Here is a 22,376-nt window from a genome sequence, read left to right as displayed (position 1 = left end):
GAAAGTCCTATCCTCGATCTGCGTGGCCAGCAGGGGCCGAAGAATCTCGAGCGGCGACACACTCGGACGGTGCTCTCGCCCCTCCGTCGTCCACCGCCCCACCGCGTCCACCATGGCGACGTTGAAGGCGACCGGCTTGAGCAGTTCGAATCCGGCAAGTTCCTTCAGTATCTCGGTGGGGTCGTCATGCTGCCGCTGACCGGTTTGCTGCGGTCGGCCAGTGAGTTTCCAGAGCAGATCAGCCGCGTCGGCGAGTTGATCGAACCCTGTTGCTGCCTTAGCCAGAATTGGCGGTACTGCCGCGAGGATTTCGCCACTGACACCGGGATCGATGTCGGCCAGGTGAGCGGTGCGGTAGGCACACTGGCTGATCCTCAGCAACGACGCTGGATGGTAGAAGTCGATCCGCCTCAAGCGTCGCAGCAGGATCAGCTGCTCTTGCGGATCAGCTGCTTCAAATGCTCTTGCGGATCAGCTGCTTCAAAGCGTTCGACCAGTGTTGCCCACAGCGAATCCACCAGCGAGGGCTGGACCCCACGTGCTGGATGGCGGATGTTCCAGTCGACACGGCCGGCGTTGCTTACCAGATGCAGCAGCGCGTCGCCGTCCACTACCTGGAGAATGCGGTCCAGGTAGCCGGTGGAGGCTCCGGACGGGAGTCGACGATGGCGTCGGTAAGGATGGCGTCGCCCAACAGATCGGGCACGATCCGCGCCGCGTCGACGCGGCGCAGCAGGATTCCGGAGTTCTCCAACTGCCGCACGTGAACCATCACCTGATCGAACGCTTGGCCAGTCAGCATCTCTGCCGCTTGCCGGAACTCTGGTTCGTTGAGTCTGCATGGCTGCAGGGCGGCAACAGTTCGTAGGACCTCACCTCGCACGGCGGGTTCGGCGATCGCCGGATCCGCGGTCAGTGCTCGCGCGAACCTCCTCATCACCTCGTCGCGCAACAAGCTGCTGTTGGTCATGAGGCTGGGATCGAGCTGGCCTTGCCGGATGAGTCCGCCGCCGACAACGATAATCAGTGGACAGTCGCGGCCGATCGCGGCGAGCCTTCGCACCACCTCCGGCTCGTGGCCCGTTCCCAGCACTGCTGCGGACAGATCGATCGCCTCCGCGAGCGACAGGTCGTCGAGCTGCAGGTGCGGAACGCTTGTGGGGTGCAGGCCGACGGGGTGGAGGTCGTTCATCAGTTGGTCGGCGCCGTAGGGTCGCGTGGCCAGCAAGATCTTCGTGGCCGGTCGTCGCCGGAGGATGCCGGTCACAGTGGTGCCGATGTCGGGCGACTCGTGGGCATCATCCACGACGACCAGAAGACGATCGGTCTGCGGGAGTACCTCGATGTCGGCTGGTTCCGCGGTGAACGACCGGTCGAGGAAACGCACCGTATACCCACGCTCGGCGGCGGAGTGCGCGAAAGCGCGGAGCAGCCGCGATTTGCCGATCCCGCCGCGGCCGTCGACCAGGGCGACGCTTTGTCTGTCGTGTGAGGTCTCACGAGATGCTTGACGGATTGGTCGCTGGAGATCGTTGACAGTCTCATGACATCGTTGACGGGTCGGGTTCAGATCCGTGGTGCGTGGATTTCGCTTTCCAGCGGGTGACTGGGTGCTGGCTGGTGCGGGGGTGGATGCAGAGTTCGGCGCCGTCGAGGGTGACCCGGAAGTGGGTGTCCTCGACGTGGACCGTGACGATGCTGCCGGCGTAGGTGCGTCCGATCCGCAGGGTCTGCCGGGCGACCATGACCTTCCCATCGTTGGGGACCTTGCGCTGGACGCTGGTCGGCCCGGAGGCCGGTGCCGGCAGCTGTGTGGTGGTCAGCCGGGCGCCGCGGAGGCTGGTGCGCTGGTCGGCGGGGATCGGCGCGGGAAGGGTTTTGACCAGGCGGCCGTCGTGGACGACATGCATTAGGTGGCCGTCCAGACGCAGGGTGATCTTGCGGCGATGCAGGTCCGCGCCGAGCCGCAGCCGGGTGCCGGCGAGGCTGGTGTATCCGTCGTTGTTGACGATGCGGTCGACCTCGACCACGGCCCCGGCGGGCAGCGCGACTGTAGTGGTCAGGGCCGGAGCGCTCGCTGGCGCGGGTCCGGCGGGGTGAGCGCCGCGCATCCGCAGTTCTTGCAGGTCGTCGGCGTTCAGGTTCGACGGCAGGGTTTTCACGAGGTCGCCATCGATGAGGATGTGGACGCTGTTCTCGTCGGCCCAGACATGCGCGTGCTGACCGCCCCGGGCAGCACCCATCTTGATGCGCTGTACCCGCGGCAGGACGCTGAGCAGGCCGCCCGCCGCGATGACGGTGTCGAACTCGACCGCCGGCGCCGAGGCGGGTAGCAAGACCGACGGTGCGCTCGTGGCCGGCGGTGAGACGTCGAGTGCCAGCGCATCCGCCCCGCGCGGCTGCGGGGACACGACGACGGCCGGGTTCGGTTCAGCGCCGGTGTTGGGCCTGAACAGGGTGGCCGGAGTAGCCATGTCCAGCGCCCGGGTACCCGCCCGCGCATGCTGCGCCTGACCGCCCGCTACGCGGACGCCTGGAACACGGCCTGGTACAGCGACCCCGACAAGCGCCTCACGCAGCAGCTGGCTGACATGCGCGACGCCCTGGACGCCGAAGGCCGCGAGCCGGCCACCCTGCGGCGTACGGTTGGCTTTGATTGCGCGCTGACCGAGCCGGACGCCCTCGCCCGCCGCCTCGATGCCTACGACGAGCTGGGCATAGACGACGTCATCATCGGCTTCGAACCCATCACCCGGGAGAAGCTCGACCTGGTCGCCGCCGCCACCGCTCTCCGCAACGGCTGACCAGCCGACGCCTCGGCCGATGCCCGGCCATCGGGGTCGACTCGGCGCCAGAGGGGACGGACCCTGGCCCGGATGCCGGTGGCGCCCGGCACGTCGACGGACGCCTGCAACATGAAAGTCGCTCGCCGAGCGTACGCGGAACAAGCGCTTGCGCGCTGTGCCGGGAATAGCTCCCCGATTAGGGCCCAGCCTCCTGGAAGGGTTTACGCAAACGCTTGCGCAAGAGATTGGCTGGGGTTACCTTTTCCGCGCTTCGCACGTGTGACGTGGAGTGACCCGACAGGGGTCGCGGCTGTGAAGGAGGTCAACGTGACGGTGAGCATCGGTGACGTCGCGGCCGCGGCCGGTGTCGCGCCGTCCACGGTCTCCCGCGCCCTACGCGGCCGCCCCGGCGTGTCCGAGCAGGTGCGGAGCCAGATCGCGCGCGTGGCGGCGGACCTCGGCTACACCGCCTCGCGCAGCGCGGCCAGGCCGGGCCGGTCCCGGTCTCCAAGCCCGATCTGCCCGTCGACGTTGAACCGGTGGATCCACGACCGCACCGTCCGCGGATGACAGCCGACACGCTCGCCGATCTCCGACACCGTCAACTGCTCCCGAGACAGTGCCACGATCGGTGCCCGCATCACCCAATCCCTCGGCGCGTGCCGCGCTGCCGCCAGCTTATGCACCTCGCCCGCTCGTCACCGTCCACAAGCAGGACGCGCGAACACCAGACGAGACATGACCACCCCGCGCCTTCCACGCGATGACCCCTACAACACAAATCATCACGTGAAGATGTCAATAACCGATAGTCATCCATTTGAGGTGCGACGCACCATTGCCCCAGTTTGGCTCGTATACCCGAGTTACGTCAATGTCAGCTGGGTAAAGTTGGCTACCACGATATCGGCGCCTGCCAGCTCAGTCTTTGAGTGAGAGGTGGATAGTCCAACTACTTTCATACCGGCCCTTCTTGCGGCTTCCACGCCCACCGGTGAATCCTCAAATACCAGACATGCTCGCGGCGCAACCACTAACTTCTCAGCGGTTTTCAGGAAGATCTCTGGATCCGGCTTCGCTTTCCCATGCTCCTCTCCTAACACCACATCGAAAACATCTTCGACTCCGAGTTCACGTAAGACCAGCTCCCTATTCTTCTGGGGCGAAGCTGTGGCGATGCCAAGCATTAACCCCCGCTGCTTCAACTGATCGAGGACGCCGCGCAGTCCCTTAACCTCACGAACACGCCCGGCGTGCATTTCCCGGTAAATGCTCTCCTTTTCATCAGCGCAGGCGGCAAGCTGGGTCCGATTCATTCGATCACCAAGGATGAGCGGTATGACTTGGTCGGTCCTCCGGCCCGAGAGTAGGTCCTGCAAATTGCTTTCCGACAACTGGACGCCGTGTCGTCGCAGGAACTCCCGCCATGCCCTTTCGTGGTAGTGAGTGTTATCTACAATGGTGCCGTCCATGTCGAATATCGCGGCCCGAATACCCGAAATTCTTATCGTTCGAGCTAGTGAAATGCGATCCATCGGACCTCCCCGAGTTGGCAGACGCCCGGTGTCGTCTCGATGCCCACGGTAGTCCGACGGAAGGCCGTCGAGAAAATTGAGGGCCTTCCCCCGATGATTGGCGAAGACCGCAGGATTTGAGTGCAACCCCTCCGCCGTTGATGCATCAGGAAGGATACGGCGCCGACAGCCAGCGCGAACACCACCTCCGGATTGCGGACAGCCGCAACGTTCGGTTGGCGAGTCGAGGTGCATACGCCGACGTTTGTACCTGCCGAGAATGCCATCCGGCGCGTCAGGCTGCGTGCTCGTACCCGCGGAGAAGGCCGCCGAGGCCGTCATGTCGGTGGATGGTCGGGTGGGCGAGCCGACCCGGGGCGGTGATTGGTCCGGCAGTCGTGCGAGTGGCCGGGCGTTGGCGATGGCCTAGTGCAGGCGGCGGGTGTGTGTAGACGACCTCGTACTCCGCGTAGCCCGTCGAGCGGGTGGCGGGTGTCTTGCCGACGCGGTAGAAATGGTGGCGCAGGAAACCTCCCTACGGGCTGCGCCGAGACGGCGGGCGGCATCCGGAGGTTTGAAAGCCAGCGCAGGCGGTGGCCGCCGGTACGCAGGTAGTTCGGTGAGTTTGTAGCTGTTGCCTGGATCAGACTTCGCGGCGGAGGCGCCCCAGCGGGGACGGGCTGCGTGAAAACGTGGGATGACCGGGAAGGCGGTGGCCTGCCGCGAGGAGTCGGTCCACGACGACGCCATCAGGGCGTTCCATGATGACTGGTAACTCGACAAATGCTTACCAGAACTCGGCATGTAGCGACCACAGACGGGCGAAGTCCATGTCGAGGCCCGCCGTGGTCAGCTTGCGGTGATACTCCTGGACCGCGGACCGCCGCTGGGTCTCGTTCCACTCGGGTCCTCCCCGGAGATGCCGGAGGGCGTCGAGAACCAGCGAGCGGAAACGTTCGACGCGCAGATAGACCTGGTAGTCCTCCCACCCGGTCTCGCCGTCGGTCCACTCGGGAATGGTGGCGAGCAGTGCGGACAGGACCTGTTTCTCCTGCTCCGGCGGAAAGCCGGCCCGGTGGACATGCGAGGCGACATCCCAGAGCGGGTCTGCCCAGATGGCGAGTTCCCAGTCGATCAGGGACAACTCGTCGCCCCGCGCCAGGATGTTCGTTCGCTGCAGGTCCCCGTGACAGAGCCGCGGCCGTCGATCGTCGCCGCGAATGACGTGGAGGGCGGGAGAGAAGGGCTGGTCCGGCAGGCCAACCGCACTCAGGAACGCTTGCTCGGCGGCGTCAGCGCCCTGATAGATCCGGTCCAGCCAGGAGAGCAGCCCGCCGAAGAAGTCGCCGTCGATCGCCGTCGCGGCCCAGGGCGACACCGGCAGCGGCTCGCCCAGATCCGCGGGATCCATGTCGTAGAGCCTCGTGAAGACCGTGGCGACGGTGCTGGCCAGGGATGCCGGCGCGGGAGTGTCCGGCGGCCGGATCGTGTCCAGCCGCTCCCCCGGGCACCAGCTCGTGACCAGGAAGTCCGGCTCGTCCGACTGGTGGACGAGCCTCGGCACCGGAAGACCGAACGGCAGCGCTTCGAGGATGGCGGCCTCACCGAACATGCGCGGTTCGACGTCGTACGACGGCGGCATCGGTCGCGGCAGCCTCAGGACATATCGCACGCCGTCGTGCTGGACAACGTAGTTGTCATGGTAGATGCCGGACAGTTTCGTGCCGCTGACGCACGATTCCTCGTAGAGGGAACGCCAGATCGCCGGCTCGATCATCTGTCCACGTCACTGATCGCCCTGGCGCGGATCCACCTGGATCTTGGGTCCCGGTCCCGCGTGCGCGGGGCGTTTCCCGGCCAGCACGTCCGCGACCTGGTCCAGCGCGACGGTGGCGCCGACCAGGAGATCGGTGGGAATCTGCCGGGTCGAGAACTCCCGGATCGTGGCGTCCAGTCCGGCGGACGCCGCGAGAATGCCGATCACCTTGATGTCCCCGATCACCACCTGCCGCAAGTCCACGACGCTGGGTGTCTCCGCGACCCCGACCAGCACGAGACGGCCGCTCGGGGTGACGTGACGCAGTGCCGTGCCGGGAACGTCGGCGCCGGTCGAGGTGTCGATGACCGCGTCGTACCGGGTATTCGGCTGCGATCCCGCGCGGTGGACCGCGTTCGCCCCCATCATGGTCGCGAGCTCCAGGGAGGTGGCGTCCAGCCCGACGACATCGACCGCCACCCCGCGGGCGACCAGGAAATGCAGCGTGAGCAGCCCCAGCGTGCCCGGGCCGTAGACGCATGCCGTGTTGCCGGGGCCGACGCCGGCCGCCTCCACCGCCCGCCACGCGCAACCGCCCGGCTCGACCAGGGCCGCGGCGGCGTCGTCCACACTGCCGGGCAGTTCGCGCAACGCCGTCGCCGGAACAAGAAGCTGCTCGGCTAGAGCGCCGGGCCAGTTGCCGCGGATGCCGATCTCGAAGCGGTCGTCGCACACGTGGTGCCGGCCGTTCCGGCAGCGGTCACACCGCAGGCAACCGAGCATCGTGTCACCGGTCACCCGCCGGCCGGGTTCGACCGTCGTGACGCCCGGACCGATCTGCGCAACCCGCCCGACCCACTCGTGCCCCGGAACCATCGGCGCGCGCTGGTCGCCGGACTGCAGATAGACCATGGTCCCGGCGAACAGCTCAACGTCGGTCCCGCACAGTCCGACCCGGGTCACATCGACGACGACCTGCCCGGGACCCGGCGTCGGCGGGTCGACCTCGGCGACCCGGCCGGATCGGGGTCCATCGATAACGAATGCACGCACGCTTCAGTATGGCGCCGGCCGCCGCTCGCGACGAACGCAACCATCGGAATGTCACCCCGCCGGGCGGGCGCCCTCATCGGGGCGAGGACTCTGCCGCGGGACCGGTGACTGCCGCGGGAGCATGGCGGCCGACCGCTCCTGCTCGGTCAGCTGCCGGAAGACGCGCGCCCGGGCTCGGGTGACGGCCGAGTCCAGGTCCGCGGAAGCGTCCCAGATGCGGACAGTCCGGTCGCGCGACGCGGTCACCACCCGCGTCCCGTCGGGCGACCAGGCGATGCTCTCGACCCAGTCGCGATGACCGTGCAGAATGGCCAGCTCGATGTGGTGCAGTCCGTGCCAGATGCGGGCGGTCCGGTCCTGGGAGCCGGTGGCCAGCCGGTCACCGGCGGGAGACCAGTCCACACACCGCACGTCGCTTTCGTGTCCTCGTAAGACCGCCACGGGATCGGCGCTCTCCGGGTCCCAGATCCGCACGGTGCGGTCCTGCGACGCGGTGGCCAGCCAGCGCGCGGCGGGCGCCCAGGCGACCGCGTTCACCTCGCCGTCGTGGCCATCAAGCACCCGCACCAACCGGCCGTCAGCCGTCCAGATCCTGGCGGTCCGGTCCCGGCCGCCGGAGGCGACCAGCGCGCCGTCGTGCGACCACGCGGTGCTGCGCACGTCGTCCTCGTGACCGAGCAGCACCAGGGGTTCCGGGGCGTCCTCCTCGTCGGTCGTGGGCAGCGTCCAGATCCGGACGCTCCCGTCCTGAGATCCGCTGACCAAACGGCGGCCGTCCGGCGACCAGGCGACGGCGAAGATCCACCGCTGGTGGCCGACGAGCAACCCGCGCGTCTCCCCCGTGTCGCTGTCCCAGAGCCGGATCGTCCCGTCGTACGACGCCGTAGCGATCATGGAATCGTCCGGCCGCCAGGCGAGCCCGCGGACGTCCTCGTCGTGACCTCGCAGGCAGTGCAACTCCGCGCCGTCCACCACCCGCCAGATCCGGGTGGTGAGGTCACGAGAGCTGCTGGCAATACGCGTCCCACCGGGAGCCCACCGTACGGCCTTGACGTCCGCGGTGTGCCCGCTCCATACCGCCAGCTCGTCGCCGTGGGTGGGGTCCCAGACCCGCGCGTAGCCGTCCTGCGAGGCGGTGGCGACGTAGCGGTCGTCGGGCGACCACGCGACCGTGAAGATCCAGCCGCGATGGCCCCGGAGCGTCGCCGTCTCCTCGCCGGTTCTGGCGTCCCAGATCACGCAGGACGCGTCGTACGATGCCGTGGCCAGGCGCGCGCTGTCGTTCGACCAGGCCACGCCGCGCACGCTGTCGGTGTGGCCGCGCATCACCGCGAGCAACCGGCCGTCGCCGGCGCTCCAGACCCGCGCGCAGCGGTCGCGGGAGCCGGTCGCGAGCTTCTCCCCGTCCGGCGACCACGCCACGGCGTCGACCTCGCGCTCGAGCTGCGCGAAGATGCCCAGAGGCGCGCCGTCCTTCGTCTGCCAGAGGCGCACCGTGTGGTCACGCGAGGCCGTTGCCAAGAGCTGACCGTCGGGGTGCCAGGCGACCGAGCGGACCTCGCGGGTGTGTCCGGTGAGAACCGCCGCGTCCCCGGCCAGGTCCCACAGCCGCGCAGTGTGATCGGATGCGGCGCTGGCCAGCAGCCGACCGTCCGGCGACCAGGCGACGCACTGCACCTCCGCCGTGTGACCCTGGAGCACCTCGGTGGGCATGCCGGTGGCCGCGTCCCAGACTCGTACGGTGCAGTCCCGTGACCCGGTGGCGATCCGCCGGCTGTCGGGCGTCCAGCTGATGCTCTGCACCTCGGCCTCGTGGCCCCGGCACACGACGAGCGGCTCCCCGCCGGTGGCATCCCAGATCCGCGCGGTGCCGTCCGACGACGCGGTCGCCATCAGGCGGCCGTCCGGCGACCATGCCACGGCGCGTACCCAGTCGTCGTGCCCGGCAAGCAGGCGGCGCGCCCGGCAGGCCGCCGCGGCGCCCAGCAGGGCGTGGTAAGCCATGCGCGTCGGCGCACACTCCTCGATGGCCGCCAGGGCGAGGAGCGCGGCCGTCTCCGGGTGCTGGTCGAGCTGCTGGAGCGCCTGGCGAGCCAGCGCCTCGGACCGGCGTTCCTGGGTGGCCAGGTCGGCCCGGCCGGACGCGTCGAGGAATTCCTCGACCTGCGGGTCGAGAAACGACGGCGGAAGCTCGCGCGCCCAGTGCTCGGCGAGCCGGAGCCGCTCCCCCGACATCAGGTACGTCGGAAGCCGGCCGAACCGCCGCCAGTCGGCAGCCAGGCGTTCGAGGCGGGCCATCTCGCGCAGCCGGTCCGCCGTGGCCTCCACCGCTCGACGCAACGGCGCCCACCAGCGGAGCAGCGCCTCGTGCGCCACGTCGACGATCGGGACCTCGCCGTCCACACCTGCCGTCAGCAGCCGACCGGCCACGAAGGCCTCCACCACACGCAGCTCCCGGGCGCCGAGATCGCTGCGCTTGAGCCGGCGGCGGGATGGCGTGTCGCGGTCCAGCGTGACGAACCGCAGCAGCGTCTCCAGCACCGGCATCGAGGGATCCTCGGCCAGCAGGGCCCTCCGGATCCGGTCGGCCCGGTTGCTGAGCGCGCCGGAGACGCCCTTGATCTCGCGGTAGTGATGCTCGGTGATCTCCCGGTGGGCGCCGGCCAGCACGACGAGCTCCCGCAGCGTGTACGCGAGCAGCGGCAGCGCGTCGCCGGTCGCCACGTCTTCGACCATGTGGTTGACCAGGTCGGGGGTGAAGGAGATGCCCGCCCGCTCCGCCGGCCGCTCGATGATCGCGAACAGATCTGCCCGCTCGAGCGGCGTGACCAGCACCGGCTGATGCATGAGCGGCCCGAACGGGCCGGACATCAGCTCGGTGAGGAAGTCCGAGCGCACCCCGCCGATGATCCAGAGGCGGTGGTCGGCGGCGAGAGCGCTACGGAGCAGGGCGGCGAAGGCGTCCCGGCGTTCCGGCGGGCAGACGGTGTGGAACTCCTCCAGCTGGTCGATGATGATCAGCACGGAGCAGCCGCGGCGTCGAAGCGCGGTCCGCAGCATGGCCACGGCCGGCGCCAGCCCGTCGGTCAGAGCGAAGTCCCGGCCGGCCGCGGCGGACTCCGCGCTCCGGCGTCGCAGGAAGCGGCGTCGCGGGGGCGGGTCGCCGAGCGCGGCCAAGAAACCGGCCTCCAGCGCGCCGACCGGATCGACGTCCGGAACGACCGGGGGAAGAACGATCCACTTACCGTGGCGCTCGGACAACGCGGGCACAACGCCCGCTTGAAGGAGCGACGTCTTGCCGACACCCGACGGACCCATCACCGTAAGAAAACGGCGACGGCTTGGCACCACAGGATGGAGCAACTCCAGAATTTCGCCAATCTCGACATCACGACCGAAGAAGACGGCGGCGTCCTTCTCGGTATGGGCTTCCAGTCCCGGATACGGTAGTCGGCGGCTATTCCACTCCGGTCGAGCCCGCCTGGGCTGCTGGGTGAAGCTCAGCATTACCTGCACGCCGACCAGGAGCACCAGAGCCGATAGCACGAGCGGAAGCGACCACGTGCGCAGATAGCGAAGCGGACCCTCGGGATCGCTGTCGGTCGCATAGTTCGTCGCGACCGCGAGCAGGGCGCCGAGCACCACGAACAGCACGTTCAGCGCAGTCGTGAGCGAACGACGTGACACCGTCCCTACCGCCCTCCACCCTCGCGTGTCGGCACGCTGCACATTATGCGCTGTGTAGTCAATCACGTACGATGAGACAGCTGCCGCTGTCGTCGGCGCAGGTAAGGACTGTGGCCACAGGGTCGCCGTTGGCAGGAAGGCTGACGTATGCGGGCATTGATCACGGGCATTACCGGCTTCGCCGGCAGCTACCTCGCGGAGCATCTGTTGGAACAGCCCGGAGTCGAGGTATACGGCTGGAAACGCTGGAACAGCCCGACGAGTAACGTGGATCATGTTCTCGAGCGGATACGCATGTTCGATGTCGACATCGGAGATCCCTACTCGGTACGGCAAAGCCTCGAGCAAACGCGCCCGGATCGGATCTTCCATCTCGCCGCGCGGTCATATGTGCCGATGAGTTTCCGAGCGCCGCACGACGCGATCCGGGTCAACGCGCTCGGCACGCTGGCACTGCTCGAGGCCGTGCGGCACAGCGATCTCGATCCGGTGATCCACGTCTGCAGTTCGTCCGAGGTCTACGGGCAGGTGCCTGAGGACGAACTGCCGATCACGGAGGACACACCGCTGCGCCCGCAGAGCCCGTACGGCGTGAGCAAGGTGGCCGAGGATCTCGTGGCGTATCAGTACCACATGTCCTACGGGCTCCGGATCGTCCGCAGCCGGGCGTTCACGCACGTCGGCGCCCGCGGCCGTGATCTGGTCGCGATGCCGGCGTTCGCCCGGCAGATCGCGGAGATCGAACTCGGCCTCAGAAAGGATCCGGTGATCCGGGTCGGAAATCTCGACTCGACACGGACGTTCGCCCATGCCCGCGACATCGCCTCGGCCTACTGGCTGCTCACCGAGCACGGGAAGGAGGGCGACGTCTACAACATCGCCGGCCAGCACACGTGCACAATCCGCGAGATGCTCGATGCCCTGATCGCCCTCTCGGACGTCCGGCCCCGCATCGAGGTCGACCCCGAACTGGTGCGCCCCTCAGACGTGACACGGCAGGTCGCCGACGTCAGCAAATTCCAGCGTGCGACAGGCTGGGAGCCAGAGGTGTCGTTCGAGAGCACCGTGGCCGAGGTTCTGGACTACTGGCGGGGTCAGGTCTCCCGCGCCGCCGATGGGCGGCGGTGAGATGCGGGCCGTGATCCTGGCCGGCGGCCGCGGCGAGCGTCTCCGCCCGTTCACCGACGACCGACCGAAGGCGATGGTTCCGATCGCTGGGAAGCCATTGCTGGCCTATCAGATCGACAGCCTCCGCCGCTGCGGACTCACCGACATCCTCCTGGTCACCGGTTATCGCGGTGAGCAGATCGCCTCGTTCTTCGGTGACGGGAGCCGGCTGGGTGTCCGGCTCGAGTATTTCGTGGAGCGTGAGCCGCTGGGGACGGCGGGCGCGCTTGTCCGGTTGCGCGCCGATCTGCCGGAGCAGATCCTCGTGCTTTACGGCGATCTAATGCTCGATGCCGACCTGTCCCGGTTCGTCGCATTCCATCGCGGTCATTCCGGGTCGTGCTCGATCGTTGTTCATCCCAACGGTCACCCGGCCGACAGTGACGTCGTGGTGCTTGACGCGAGAGACATGGTTCGCGACATTCTTCGCAAGAATGTGCCGCGTTCCCAGCCGTACTTTAATCGGGTGAGCGCCGGCCTGGTTCTGCTCGACCGTACCGCGCTGACGAATCTGCCTGAGGACCGCCCGCTGGATCTGGAATCGGATGTGCTGGTGCCCGCGATGGTTGCCGGCTCGCTCTACGGCTACCGCACTCCCGAATACATCAAGGACATGGGCACTCACGATCGTCTCGCGCAGGTCGAGAGAGATGTCGTGAACGGGTTGGTCGAGCGGCGCAATCTCGCGCACCCGCAGCGAGCCGTTTTCCTGGATCGCGACGGAACAATCAACGACCACGTCGGATTTCTGGTCCGGCCGGAGCAACTGCGCGTCCGCGACGAGGTCTACGAGGCGCTGGAACTGCTCAACCGCTCGGACTATCTCGCCATTGTGGTGAGCAACCAGCCAGTGATCGCGCGTAATCTGTGCTCGATCGAGCAGTTGAATGCAATTCATTGCCGTCTCGAGAGCATGCTCGGAGAGCGGCACGTCTATCTCGACGACCTGTTCTACTGCCCGCACCACGAGCACGCGGGATTCCCGGGGGAGAACAAGGCTTACAAGATCGTATGCGAATGCCGCAAACCCAAGACCGGAATGGTTAGGGATGCGGCGCGGCGCTATGGCATCGACCTCAGCGCGTCCTATCTTATCGGAGATACCACGGTGGACGTTCAGACCGGCAAGAATTCCGGGGTTCGCACGATCCTGCTCAGCACCGGCGAGGGCGGGCGCGACGGCAAGTATCCGGCCCGCCCCGACGCCCAGGCCGATGACCTACTCCAGGCGGTCACCCAGGTGTTGGCAGCTGCCGGCATGCGCCAATGAGTGGCCAGGATCGGGTGCCGAGGGCGGAGGACGCCACCGAACCGGAACGACTGGCGCATCTCAACGGCACCGTGCACGTGCCGCGTACCCGAGGCGACGAGGACCTGGAGCATCGCACCGAGGCCTACCTCGACGACCTCCGGGACGGGCTGGGAAACATCGGTGTCGCCGACGTGACGGCTGCTCTGCGCCGGCTGGATGGTCTGATGCGGCGCGGTGGCACGGGCTACATCATGGGCAACGGGGGCAGCGCCTCGACGGCCGCCCACTTCGTCAACGACCTCACCCGGGCCGCTCTGCTCGGCGGCCGGTCGAGTCTGCGGGTGTTCTGCCTGAGCGACAACGTCTCCACGGTCACGGCCGTAGCGAACGACTACGGCTACGAACACATCTTCACCGGTCAGCTGCGCAATCTCCTCGCCGGCTCGGACCTGGTCATCGGGATCTCGGCGCGAGGCAACTCCCCCAACGTCGTGGACGCGGTGCGTTTTGCCCGGTCCCGGGGCGTCGACACACTGGCGTTCGTCGGGTTTGACGGCGGAGTGCTGCGCCGGCTCGCGGACCACGTCGTCCACGTCCCGGTTCACGACGTGCGGCAGGTCGAGGATCTCCACCTCGCGGTCTGCCACATCATCTCGGCCCTGTTGGTGGAGGCGTGATGCTCGTCGTCACCAAGACCCCACTGCGGGTGAGCTTCTTCGGCGGTGGCACGGATCTGCCGTTCTACTACCGCGAGCATGGCGGCGCGGTGCTGACCTCGACCATCGACAAGTACGTCCACGTCTTCGCGCGGCCGCGCTGGGACGGCCGCATCGTGGTGCACGATGCGAGCGTGGACGTCGCACAGCGCGTCGACGACGTCGAGCACGCGCTGTCCCGGGAATGCCTGCGAGCGGCGGGATTCTCCGGCGGGATCGAGATCAGCTCGATGTCCGACGTTCCGACGGCGGGTTCGGGCCTGGGAGCGTCCAGCGCGTACACCGTCGGCCTGCTGCTCGCGCTGACGACCCTCCGCGGCGATCGGATGTCACCGGCAGACCTGGCCGAGCTGGCCTGCCACGTTGAGATCGACATGGTCGGATCGCCGATCGGCAAGCAGGACCAGTACGCCGCGGCGCTGGGCGGCTTCCGCGAGCTGCGCTTCGCCAAGGACGGCACGGTTTCCGCCACCCCGGTCGACGTCCAGGCCGGGCATCGGGCGGCCCTCGACTCGTGTGCGCAGCTGTTCTTCACCGGCCGGACCCGCCAGGCCGGCGCCGTGCTCCGCCGATGGCAACAAAGCCAGGGAGCCGGCATCACGTCGCTGCACACAATCAAGGCCGCGGTGCCGGCCGGACGCTGCGCCCTCGAAAGCGGGGACGTCGCGCAGATGGCGCGCCTGCTCGACCAGAGCTGGCGGCAGAAGCAACTGCTGTCCGGCGACGACGGCGATCCGGAGATCGGGGGCATGTACAAGCTGGCGTGTGAGTCCGGAGCGCTCGGCGGGAAACTGCTCGGCGCCGGGAACGGCGGGTTCTTCCTGTTCCTGAGCCCGCCGGACAGCCGGGAGAGCCTGCGGGCCGCGCTCGACGGGCACGATCCGATGCCGTTCACCTTTGTCGACGACGGCGCCACCGTGCTCGCCGACGAGAGAACGTCCGCCTGACATGGTCGCCGATCTCGTGATCGCGGCCAACCGCGGCCCCGGCGCGGGGCCCGGCGGACCGCCCGCGGCGGGCGGGCTCGCCGCGGTGATCTCCGGCGCAGTCAAGGACCGGGAGGCCGTCTGGATCCATGCGACGACCGAGGAGAGCCGATCCGGTTGGGGATGGACCAGGGAGGTGGTGCTCAGCCCGCACGATTACGAGACGTACTACAACCGCGTCTCCAATCGCGCCCTCTGGCTGTTGCAGCATCGGCTGGCTCACCTGTCCGCGAAGGAAGAATTCGACTTCCAGTTCCGCGAGGACTGGCGCGTCTATCAAGCGGTGAACTCGCGCTTCGCCGCCGCCTGCGACACCGAGTCGGCGCCCGGCGCACGCGTCCTGGTGCAGGACTACCATCTCGCGCTCGTACCGGCCCTGCTGCGTGACCGTCGCCCGGACCTACGGACGGCGCACTTCACCGCCTGCCCGTGGGTCGATCCGGAATACTTCGCGATGCTGCCCCGCCCCGCGCGCGCGGACCTCATCTCCGGCATGCTCGGCGCGGACCTGCTGGGATTCTCGGTGACGCGCTGGTGTGACAACTTCCTCGCCTGTTGCTCGGCAGCCGACCTCGACGTCGATCCCGGCGATCGCAGCGTGCTGGCTCCAGACGGCAGACGGGTGCCAGTGCGCGCCTTTCCGGTCGGTGTCGACGGCGACGATCTGCGGTCGCGTGCCCGCACACCGGAGGTCGACGCCCGCTGCCGCGAACTACGCGACCGCCTGGGCGATCAGCGGCTCTTCGTCCGCGTCGAACGGCTCGACCCGACGAAGAACCTACTGCGCGGCCTGGCCGGCTACGAACTGATGTTGGCGGCCGACCCGGCCCTGTGCGGCACGGTGACCTACCTGGTGCACGCGTATCCGTCCCGCCCGGGAATGCCGGAGTATCAACGGTACGCATCCGCGGCCCACGACCGAGTCCGGTACATCAACGACACGTTCGGCACGCCGGACTGGACGCCGTGCCTCCTCGATCTCGACGACGACCCGGCCGCCGCCCTGAGCGCACTGCGGACGGCCGACGTGATCGTGGTCAACCCCGTGCTGGACGCGATGAATCTGGTGGCCAAAGAAGGGCCGGTGATCGCGGAGCGCGACCCGGTGCTGATCCTGTCGGAGGGCGCGGGCGCGGCGGACGAACTCGGCCGGGCGGCATCCGTGGTCAACCCGTACGACACCGCCGAGCTCGCCGAAACCATGGCAGCCGCTCTGCGGGCCGACCCGACGGAGCGCGCACGCCGCGCCGCCGAACTCCGCGTCGCCGCGGTGGCGATGCCTCCCCGCGAGTGGCTCGCTGCCCAGCTTCGTCTGCTCCCGTCACACGGCTGACTTGGCTTCGCGGCGTTGGGCGGGATCAGCATCCGGCCGTCACGAACAGTCTCCGGTGTCGCGTCATGCCCCCCAGATGCCGCCAATGCCGCCCGGCCGACATCGTCCGGCTGCTCTGCGGCGGTGAAGAGTGCCAGGTGGGCGTCGCAGCTGTGACCAGGGACGACAGTGTCCTAGCAGCTGTCCGTCATGGTGTTGCGGACGACAGCGATCCTGATTCTCGGACTTGGTCCCTGCTCCGGACGCCATCGATATCGAGCTTGCGGTGCTACGCCATCAACCGATCGTGTTGCGTCGCCAGGTCGCACGGCCGCGTTACACCCCCGCCGACCGGAAGGTGCCGGCTCATGTTGGCGAGGCTGCTGCCCAGAGTGCGTTGGTCGGTCTTTCTGGTTACGCCAACGACGTGCAGCGCTGTCATCGCGAGTTCGTCGCTGGACGTATCGGCGGGTGGGTTCCCGTGGCTGTCGAGCTTGTCGGGGTCCAGGCCGCCGGCTCGGGGACATGTGCGCTAACTGGCCGAACACAGTGACCGTGCGCCTCTTTTCGGCAGCGGCCACGAACACCTACCACCACGAACACGGCGTCCTGGCCGGTGGCGGCGCGTTCCCATGTTGTACGGAACCCGCCTCGGATCGAGACCTGCGCTTCTGCTCCCCGCGTCTCCGGCGTGACCTGGGAATTCGTGACGCGGTAAGGAGCCCTCGATGGGCGCGCAGGCCCTCACGGTGGTTGACGGCGTCCTCTGGGAGGCGTTTACGGTTGCAGGTATGACGATTACCGACGGGGATCTGGCTGTCGCCGCGGCAACTGCGGGCGCGGCAGCCGTGCGGGCCAGGTATGGTGCGCCGCTTGAGCGCTACGCCAAGACCGGCACCGACTTCGCCACCGCCGCCGACCTGGAGGCCGAGCAGGCGATCCTGGATGTTGTCCGGGCGGCCCGGCCGGACGATGCGTTCCTCGGCGAGGAGGGCGGGCTGACCGGGTCGGGCGAACGGACCTGGCTGGTGGACCCGCTGTGCGGCACGCTGAACTTCGCAGCCCGTACTCCTCTGGTCGCGATCAACGTCGCGCTGCGCACCCCGGCTGGCGTCACCGCCGCGGCCGCGGTCGACCCGTTCGCCGAGGAGGTGTACTGGGTCGCCGAGGGCCGGGCCGGACTACGTCGTGACGGTGCGGCGGTGCCGCTGACGCCGTCGGCTGGGTCAAGCCTGGTCGACCTGGACCTGCCGGCCGCTGGAGCGCTCCGGTCCGTGACACCACGGCTGCTCACCGACCCGGCGTTCCTGGCCCGCTTCGACCCGCGGGTCATCTCCTCGACCCTCGCTGTCGTGTGGGTGGCATCCGGCCAGCGTGCGGCCTACGTCATCGACGGCGACGTGGTGGACAGCGTCCATTTCGCGGCTGGGATCGCGGTGTGCCGGGCAGCCGGGTGCGTGGTGACTGACCTACGCGGCGGGCCGGTCGGTGACGGACCGGGGCTGCTCGTGGCCGCCGACGAGGTGACGCACGCTGCGCTGCTGCCCCTGCTGGCCAGCGCCTTGACGGCCGCCTGATCGCCGATACAGTCCGAGCACGGTGACTGGGCTGCTCAGCAGCGGGCAGCCGTCGCGGGTTTGAAACGCACGCATTTCGGCGCGACCGAACGTCATCAGCCAGAGGCTCGCCGAGATCATCGCCGAGGAACGCATCACCCCGCAGACCATCGACAGATACACCGCCAGCCTGCGGATCGTCATCCGACCGGCCCTCGGCAAACTCCGGCTCCGCGAGTCCACCGTCGGCCGCCTCGACAAAATGCTCCGCACCGTCGCCGCAGACCGACCCTCACTAGCCAAGAACGCGAAAGTCGCCGCCGGCCAAATGTTCGCCCTGGCCGTACGCCGTGGCGCGCTCGGCACCAACCCGGTACGCGAAACCGGCCGCATCCGCAAACCCCGCCGCAAAGTGGTCGCCCTCGACCTGGAGCAGTTGGAAGCCGTCCGCGCGGCGATCCGAAAGTGGCAGCAGCCGACTCCCGGCAAGTCAGGACCTCGACACAACAGCGATCTGGCCGACATCGTCGACCTGCTGTTCGCCACCGGCGCCCGCATCGGCGAAATCCTCGCACTGCGGTGGGAAGACATCGATCTCGCCGCCAAGCACCCGACGCTGACCATCTGCGGCACGATCGTCTACGTCAAGAGCAAAGGCTTCTTCCGGCAAGAATGGCCGAAGACCGCAGCCGGCTACCGGACCGTCGTACTTCCCCGCTTCGCGATCGCCATGCTGCTCGCACGCAAGATCACCGCCGTGGACAACCCCCACGACGCGATCTTCGCCTCACGACGCGGCACCTGGCTGTCTCCGCAGAACGTCCGCCGCCAATGGCGCCAAGCCCGTACCGACACCGGCCTCGAATGGGTCACCCCGCACACCGCCCGCAAAACCGTCGCCACCCTCATCGACGAGGAAGCCGACGCCAAAGACGCGGCAGGCCAACTCGGCCACGAAGACGAATCGATCACCAAGAAGCACTACATCGTCAAACCGGCCGTCGCCCCCGACAGCTCCCACATCCTAGAGAAGCTCGCCCCCAAACACCCGAAACACGATCCCGGGAAGCCGTAGGCCGCCTAGCGACCCGCCAGCGCGACGCGCCGAATCTGATGGGTCCGGGCGTTTGCGGGGGGTTTTCGGGGGAGGATTCAAACACCCATAGATGACTATGAGGCCCTGATAGGCGTTGCGGCTGGTCAGGGCCTCATCTACGTAGCGGGGACAGGACTTGAACCTGCGACCTCTGGTTACCGAACAACTCCTCCGGACTTTGCATTGTCGGCAAGTCTGACGTTGAGCTGCTTGGATAACCCCGAGGTTAAGCATCCCTTTGCCACTGTCGATCAATGCTTGGGACTAGCTTTCGAGGGCTAATGGGGGTGCGCGGGTTCAGGCAACGATGACAAAGGTGCCCGATCTGCACAAAGCGGACCGATCGATAGTGGACCCGTTGAACGGGGCGGCTCGGTGGCCGACCAGCACCGGCGTCTTTCGGCAGGGAGGGCCGGTCGGCGGTCAGCGCCCTCCGAGGGAGCCTTGGCGAAAATCGCGTCAGGGCGAGCTTCCGTCGTGGGGCCAAGAAGCGGTGACCCCCTCCCGGTGTGCGCGATCCACGGTGCCCGTGTCGATAGCGCCTTGCCGGAGCAGCACGTGCAGGAGTTGCCCCATTGCCCCCGATGCTCCGGCGTTGACCTCGATACGGAGGTCAACGATGCGCTGGTGTTCGGCGAGCAGCGTTATGAGGCGGTTGACTGACGGGCCGTCCCCGTGCCCGGTCGTGAACGGGCGGAGAGTGTCGAGTGCGTCGTCGATGCGGCCTTGCTGAACGAGAAGGTCGGCCAGGTCGCTGGCGGCCAGGTCGGCACCTGGTCCGCGTTGGTCGCTGAGCCACTGGACGCCCTCGTCGAGGCGGTCGGTGGCGGCGAGGTACCGGGCCCAGCAGCCTGAGGCATACCAGGGGTCGGTCTGGGCGAGGCTTCGGAGTTCCTCCTCGCGGTCGGCTTTGACGAGCAGGGCTGGCAAACGGCCCGCCGCGAGATCGTCACCAACGGTGGCGCGGGCTTTCAAGTGGTCGATAGCGCTGCCGAGCTGACCCTGTTCGATCATCAGCTCGACAAGCTCCTGCGTTGCGAACCAGTTTCCCTCGGCCTCGAGTTCTCGAAGCTGGTCGATGTCGCCGCGCTCTGCGGCGAGAGTGGCGAGCCGCTGGTTGGAGGACCACTCACCAGTGGCCGCTCGATCCCGGAGTAAATCGATCCGGTCACATGTCACGAGTAGATCGATCAGGTAGTCGTCAGCGAGTTCGACGTGAGCCGCTGCGTGTGCTGTCACGATTGCGATCGCGGTGTCCGGGTCACCATGATCGGCGAGTGTGCCCGCAACCCGGCAGGCGATGTGTCCGCCACGGACGATCGTCAGGTCTCCAGCCGCCTCGGCCGCTTTGTCGCCTGCATCGGCGCGTTCTTGGAGTTCAGAGACTCGGCCGTGTCGGATCAGCAGGTCGACCAGATGGTATGGGGCGAGGCTGTCACCACGATCGGCGCTGGTCGCGAGCAGGGTGATCGCTTGGTCGACTTGCTGGCGGCTGGCCAGCGCTTCGGCGAGCCGACCGCGCGCCAGCCGGTCGCCGGCGTCGGCCCGGTCGCGGAGCTGCGAAAGGTGGTGGTCATCACCGTCGTGATCGATCAGCCAACCCACGGCGAGCTGGTTGCCGCGCCCTGCGGCGGCGCGTACCTGATCGAGGTCGGTTGCCCCGAGTAGCTCGACGAGCCGGCAGCCGGCGACCAGGTCACCGTGTTCGGCTGCCTGCCGTAGACCGGCAACATCATCGATGTCGGCCATCAGCTCGGTCAATTGGCCCAGAATGTAGGTGGTTTCCCTAAATGGGTGCAGTGCCGCGATCGCCTGCCGTGGACTTCGGTTGGCGACGATGTCGGCAAAGCGGCGGGCGGCGCCTTCGTCTCCGGCGGCGGCGAGTTTGCTATACAGCGGTATCGCATAGGTGTATCGCCAGCGCGTGTCCGCGCTGTACGCCAGCCGCCGGATGTCGACTGAGTCGGTGGGAAAGCTGACGAGCGCCTCCCAGGCAGTCTCGGGCAAGACCGCAGAACGGCGGGTCTCAAAGCCGCGTTGCAGCAGGTAGTCGGCGACACGGTAGCCGACCACTTGGCCCATCACGCCGCCGCTGTCTGGGATCAGCGCTGAGGCCGCGCCGCGCACCTTCGCGGTCGCGTAGGCCAGGGCCCGGTCCAGCCAATCGGCGGACGCGTCGGCCTGCTGGACAGAGGTGAGGTACCCCGGTACCGCTGCGGCCAGGTGTTCCCTCGCAAGCGGTGCCTGCATGCCGAGCCGACGAGCATCGACAGCGGCGGTAATCACAGCCTCTCCATACGGATCATCGGCGTGTTCCCAACGACGTTGCAGATCCGGACCCGCCGCCAAGACCTGAGTCACGCCAGGATCGCTCGCGCGTACCGCGAGGTCGAGCCGGCCATCGACACGGGCAAGGTCCCTGGCCCGAGCCATCTCTGTCTCCGTGAACGCAGCAGCAACGGCGACTGTCGTCGCCAGATCCAGAAGCGCCCGATTGTCAGCTTCAACCGCCACGCCCACGTCCGCCGTGGCCATCCGCGCGTCGTACTCCCGCGGCCAGATCGTGCCGACGACCACCACACCCGCCGCCAGAAGCGCCCGAACCGTCGCCGCAGTCAGTCGCTGCGGGCCGTCGAGGTAACGCTGCAACTCGTCAAGCCAGACCACGGTCCGCGCCGGTCGAGCCTGAACCAGGGCAGCCACCTCGGCACCGAGCGCTGGGTACAGCAACCACCAGTCGGCCATCCGCGACCTGAGCGCCTCGCACAGCATCCGAGTCTTCCCCACCGACGAACCACCCACCAGGAGCAGGAAACCACCGCTGCCGGCAGCTTCATCGAGGAAGGTGCGGATGGCGTCGTCAACGTCGCGGGCCACATACTCGGGAAGATCATTGTCCTGATTGCCAGCCACGATAGCTGCGTGGACTCCCAGCCGTCGCGGTTCAGCGTCGCGAACGCGGACCGCACTGGCCGGGCGCGGCAGATGCGCGGTGGACGCTCGTTCCCACGCGGCCAACCACCCTGGAATCGCGTCGGACGGCACCTCACAGACCAGCAGAAACGTACGGAACGTTTCCTGCTGCGGCAACGTCTTACCCTGCTCGATATCGCTAACGGTGCTGCGCGCGAGCCTGCCCGACCCCGGCGGAAGGCGGCCTGCCGCACGCGCCATCCGCTCGATGGACAGGCCACACCAATGCCGAAGCGCCCTCAACGCGGTGGCCAGCTCCGCGCGGGTCTCAACACCCGACGGGTCGAACGGGCCAGGGGCGCCGGGAAGCTCCTTCACCGTTGCTCACTGCCTCCTCTGCCGAGCGCTGGTCACTGCCAACCCAGCCTAAAGACTCACACGACGGACCCGACGCCGCCGGACCCCACCGCGTGGGGCGTATCGACTCCTCCGCGATCCTCCGGCGCTATCGCCGGAGGCCCCTGCCTCGCGGTGCCATGGAACCATCAACGGGAACCCGGCCGGTCCCCAACTCATCGCCCC

Annotated in this window: 17 protein-coding genes and 2 pseudogenes; 10 read left to right on the top strand and 9 right to left on the bottom strand. The window is 67.9% G+C overall.

Annotated elements, in window-relative coordinates; all coding sequences use genetic code 11:
* Positions 1-428: 428 nt before the first annotated feature.
* Complete coding sequence (locus tag AB0E90_RS22145; protein ID WP_360408463.1) at positions 429-611, bottom strand: hypothetical protein; 183 nt, start codon at positions 609-611, stop codon at positions 429-431.
* On the bottom strand, positions 611-1,306 hold the full coding sequence (locus AB0E90_RS22140; protein ID WP_360408460.1) for a hypothetical protein: 696 nt from the start codon (positions 1,304-1,306) through the stop codon (positions 611-613). Before AB0E90_RS22140 ends, AB0E90_RS22145 begins: the two co-directional genes overlap by 1 nt.
* Here AB0E90_RS22140 and AB0E90_RS22135 point away from each other — a divergent pair.
* On the top strand, positions 1,292-1,492 hold the full coding sequence (locus AB0E90_RS22135; protein ID WP_360408457.1) for a hypothetical protein: 201 nt from the start codon (positions 1,292-1,294) through the stop codon (positions 1,490-1,492). The two genes, AB0E90_RS22140 and AB0E90_RS22135, sit on opposite strands and share 15 nt — an antisense overlap.
* A 49-nt stretch (positions 1,493-1,541) precedes the next feature.
* On the opposite strand, the gene AB0E90_RS22130 is transcribed toward AB0E90_RS22135, so the two are convergent.
* Entirely contained in the window at positions 1,542-2,474 is a 933-nt protein-coding gene (locus AB0E90_RS22130) for a hypothetical protein (protein ID WP_360408454.1), read from the bottom strand.
* Here AB0E90_RS22130 and AB0E90_RS22125 point away from each other — a divergent pair.
* Together AB0E90_RS22125 and AB0E90_RS22120 are read left to right on the top strand one after the other, a co-directional pair.
* Positions 2,385-2,804, top strand: coding sequence for an LLM class flavin-dependent oxidoreductase (locus tag AB0E90_RS22125; RefSeq protein ID WP_360408511.1), 420 nt, complete (start codon positions 2,385-2,387; stop codon positions 2,802-2,804). The two genes, AB0E90_RS22130 and AB0E90_RS22125, sit on opposite strands and share 90 nt — an antisense overlap.
* A 72-nt stretch (positions 2,805-2,876) precedes the next feature.
* Positions 2,877-3,194, top strand: a pseudogene (locus AB0E90_RS22120) (hypothetical protein); the annotation flags it as partial.
* Positions 3,195-3,247: 53 nt separating this feature from the next.
* On the opposite strand, the gene AB0E90_RS22115 reads toward AB0E90_RS22120, so the two are convergent.
* From AB0E90_RS22115 to AB0E90_RS22095, 5 genes are all read right to left on the bottom strand, one after another.
* Positions 3,248-3,427 carry a helix-turn-helix domain-containing protein gene (locus tag AB0E90_RS22115; RefSeq protein WP_360408451.1) on the bottom strand — a complete coding sequence of 60 codons (180 nt, stop codon included), beginning with the start codon at positions 3,425-3,427 and terminating at the stop codon, positions 3,248-3,250.
* 225 nt (positions 3,428-3,652) lie between these two features.
* Positions 3,653-4,321, bottom strand: a complete 669-nt coding sequence (locus AB0E90_RS22110; RefSeq protein ID WP_360408448.1) for an HAD family phosphatase — start codon at positions 4,319-4,321, stop codon at positions 3,653-3,655.
* Positions 4,322-5,087: 766 nt separating this feature from the next.
* A complete protein-coding gene (locus AB0E90_RS22105; RefSeq protein WP_360408445.1) occupies positions 5,088-6,077 on the bottom strand; it encodes a phosphotransferase in 990 nt (329 codons plus the stop codon).
* A gap of 9 nt (positions 6,078-6,086) precedes the next feature.
* Complete coding sequence (locus AB0E90_RS22100; RefSeq protein WP_360408442.1) at positions 6,087-7,109, bottom strand: alcohol dehydrogenase catalytic domain-containing protein; 1,023 nt, start codon at positions 7,107-7,109, stop codon at positions 6,087-6,089.
* A 51-nt stretch (positions 7,110-7,160) separates the two neighbouring features.
* Positions 7,161-10,796 carry an AAA family ATPase gene (locus tag AB0E90_RS22095; protein WP_360408439.1) on the bottom strand — a complete coding sequence of 1,212 codons (3,636 nt, stop codon included), beginning with the start codon at positions 10,794-10,796 and terminating at the stop codon, positions 7,161-7,163.
* Between the two features lie 147 nt (positions 10,797-10,943).
* On the opposite strand from AB0E90_RS22095, the gene AB0E90_RS22090 reads away from it, so the two are divergent.
* From AB0E90_RS22090 to AB0E90_RS22060, 7 genes and pseudogenes are all read left to right on the top strand, one after another.
* Complete coding sequence (locus tag AB0E90_RS22090) at positions 10,944-11,924, top strand: GDP-mannose 4,6-dehydratase (protein WP_360408436.1); 981 nt, start codon at positions 10,944-10,946, stop codon at positions 11,922-11,924.
* 10 nt (positions 11,925-11,934) lie between these two features.
* A complete protein-coding gene (locus tag AB0E90_RS22085; protein ID WP_360408433.1) occupies positions 11,935-13,233 on the top strand; it encodes an HAD-IIIA family hydrolase in 1,299 nt (432 codons plus the stop codon).
* Positions 13,230-13,892, top strand: a complete 663-nt coding sequence (locus AB0E90_RS22080; RefSeq protein ID WP_360408430.1) for an SIS domain-containing protein — start codon at positions 13,230-13,232, stop codon at positions 13,890-13,892. The genes AB0E90_RS22085 and AB0E90_RS22080 overlap by 4 nt, the downstream gene beginning before the upstream one ends.
* On the top strand, positions 13,892-14,878 hold the full coding sequence (locus AB0E90_RS22075; protein ID WP_360408427.1) for a hypothetical protein: 987 nt from the start codon (positions 13,892-13,894) through the stop codon (positions 14,876-14,878). Before AB0E90_RS22080 ends, AB0E90_RS22075 begins: the two co-directional genes overlap by 1 nt.
* Before the next feature lies 1 nt (position 14,879).
* On the top strand, positions 14,880-16,250 hold the full coding sequence (locus AB0E90_RS22070; protein WP_360408424.1) for a trehalose-6-phosphate synthase: 1,371 nt from the start codon (positions 14,880-14,882) through the stop codon (positions 16,248-16,250).
* 770 nt (positions 16,251-17,020) lie between these two features.
* On the top strand, positions 17,021-17,806 hold the full coding sequence (locus tag AB0E90_RS22065; protein WP_360408421.1) for an inositol monophosphatase family protein: 786 nt from the start codon (positions 17,021-17,023) through the stop codon (positions 17,804-17,806).
* Between the two features lie 106 nt (positions 17,807-17,912).
* A pseudogene (locus AB0E90_RS22060) lies at positions 17,913-18,860 on the top strand (site-specific integrase); the annotation flags it as partial.
* Between the two features lie 480 nt (positions 18,861-19,340).
* Here the strand turns inward: AB0E90_RS22060 and AB0E90_RS22055 are convergent.
* On the bottom strand, positions 19,341-22,172 hold the full coding sequence (locus tag AB0E90_RS22055) for a helix-turn-helix transcriptional regulator (protein WP_360408418.1): 2,832 nt from the start codon (positions 22,170-22,172) through the stop codon (positions 19,341-19,343).
* Positions 22,173-22,376: the final 204 nt, after the last annotated feature.

Source organism: Actinoplanes sp. NPDC026619, assembly GCF_040638295.1.
In the GTDB taxonomy this organism is placed as follows: domain Bacteria; phylum Actinomycetota; class Actinomycetes; order Mycobacteriales; family Micromonosporaceae; genus Actinoplanes.
Note: the sequence above shows the minus strand (reverse complement) of the source record. Positions and strands in the feature narration are given on the sequence as shown.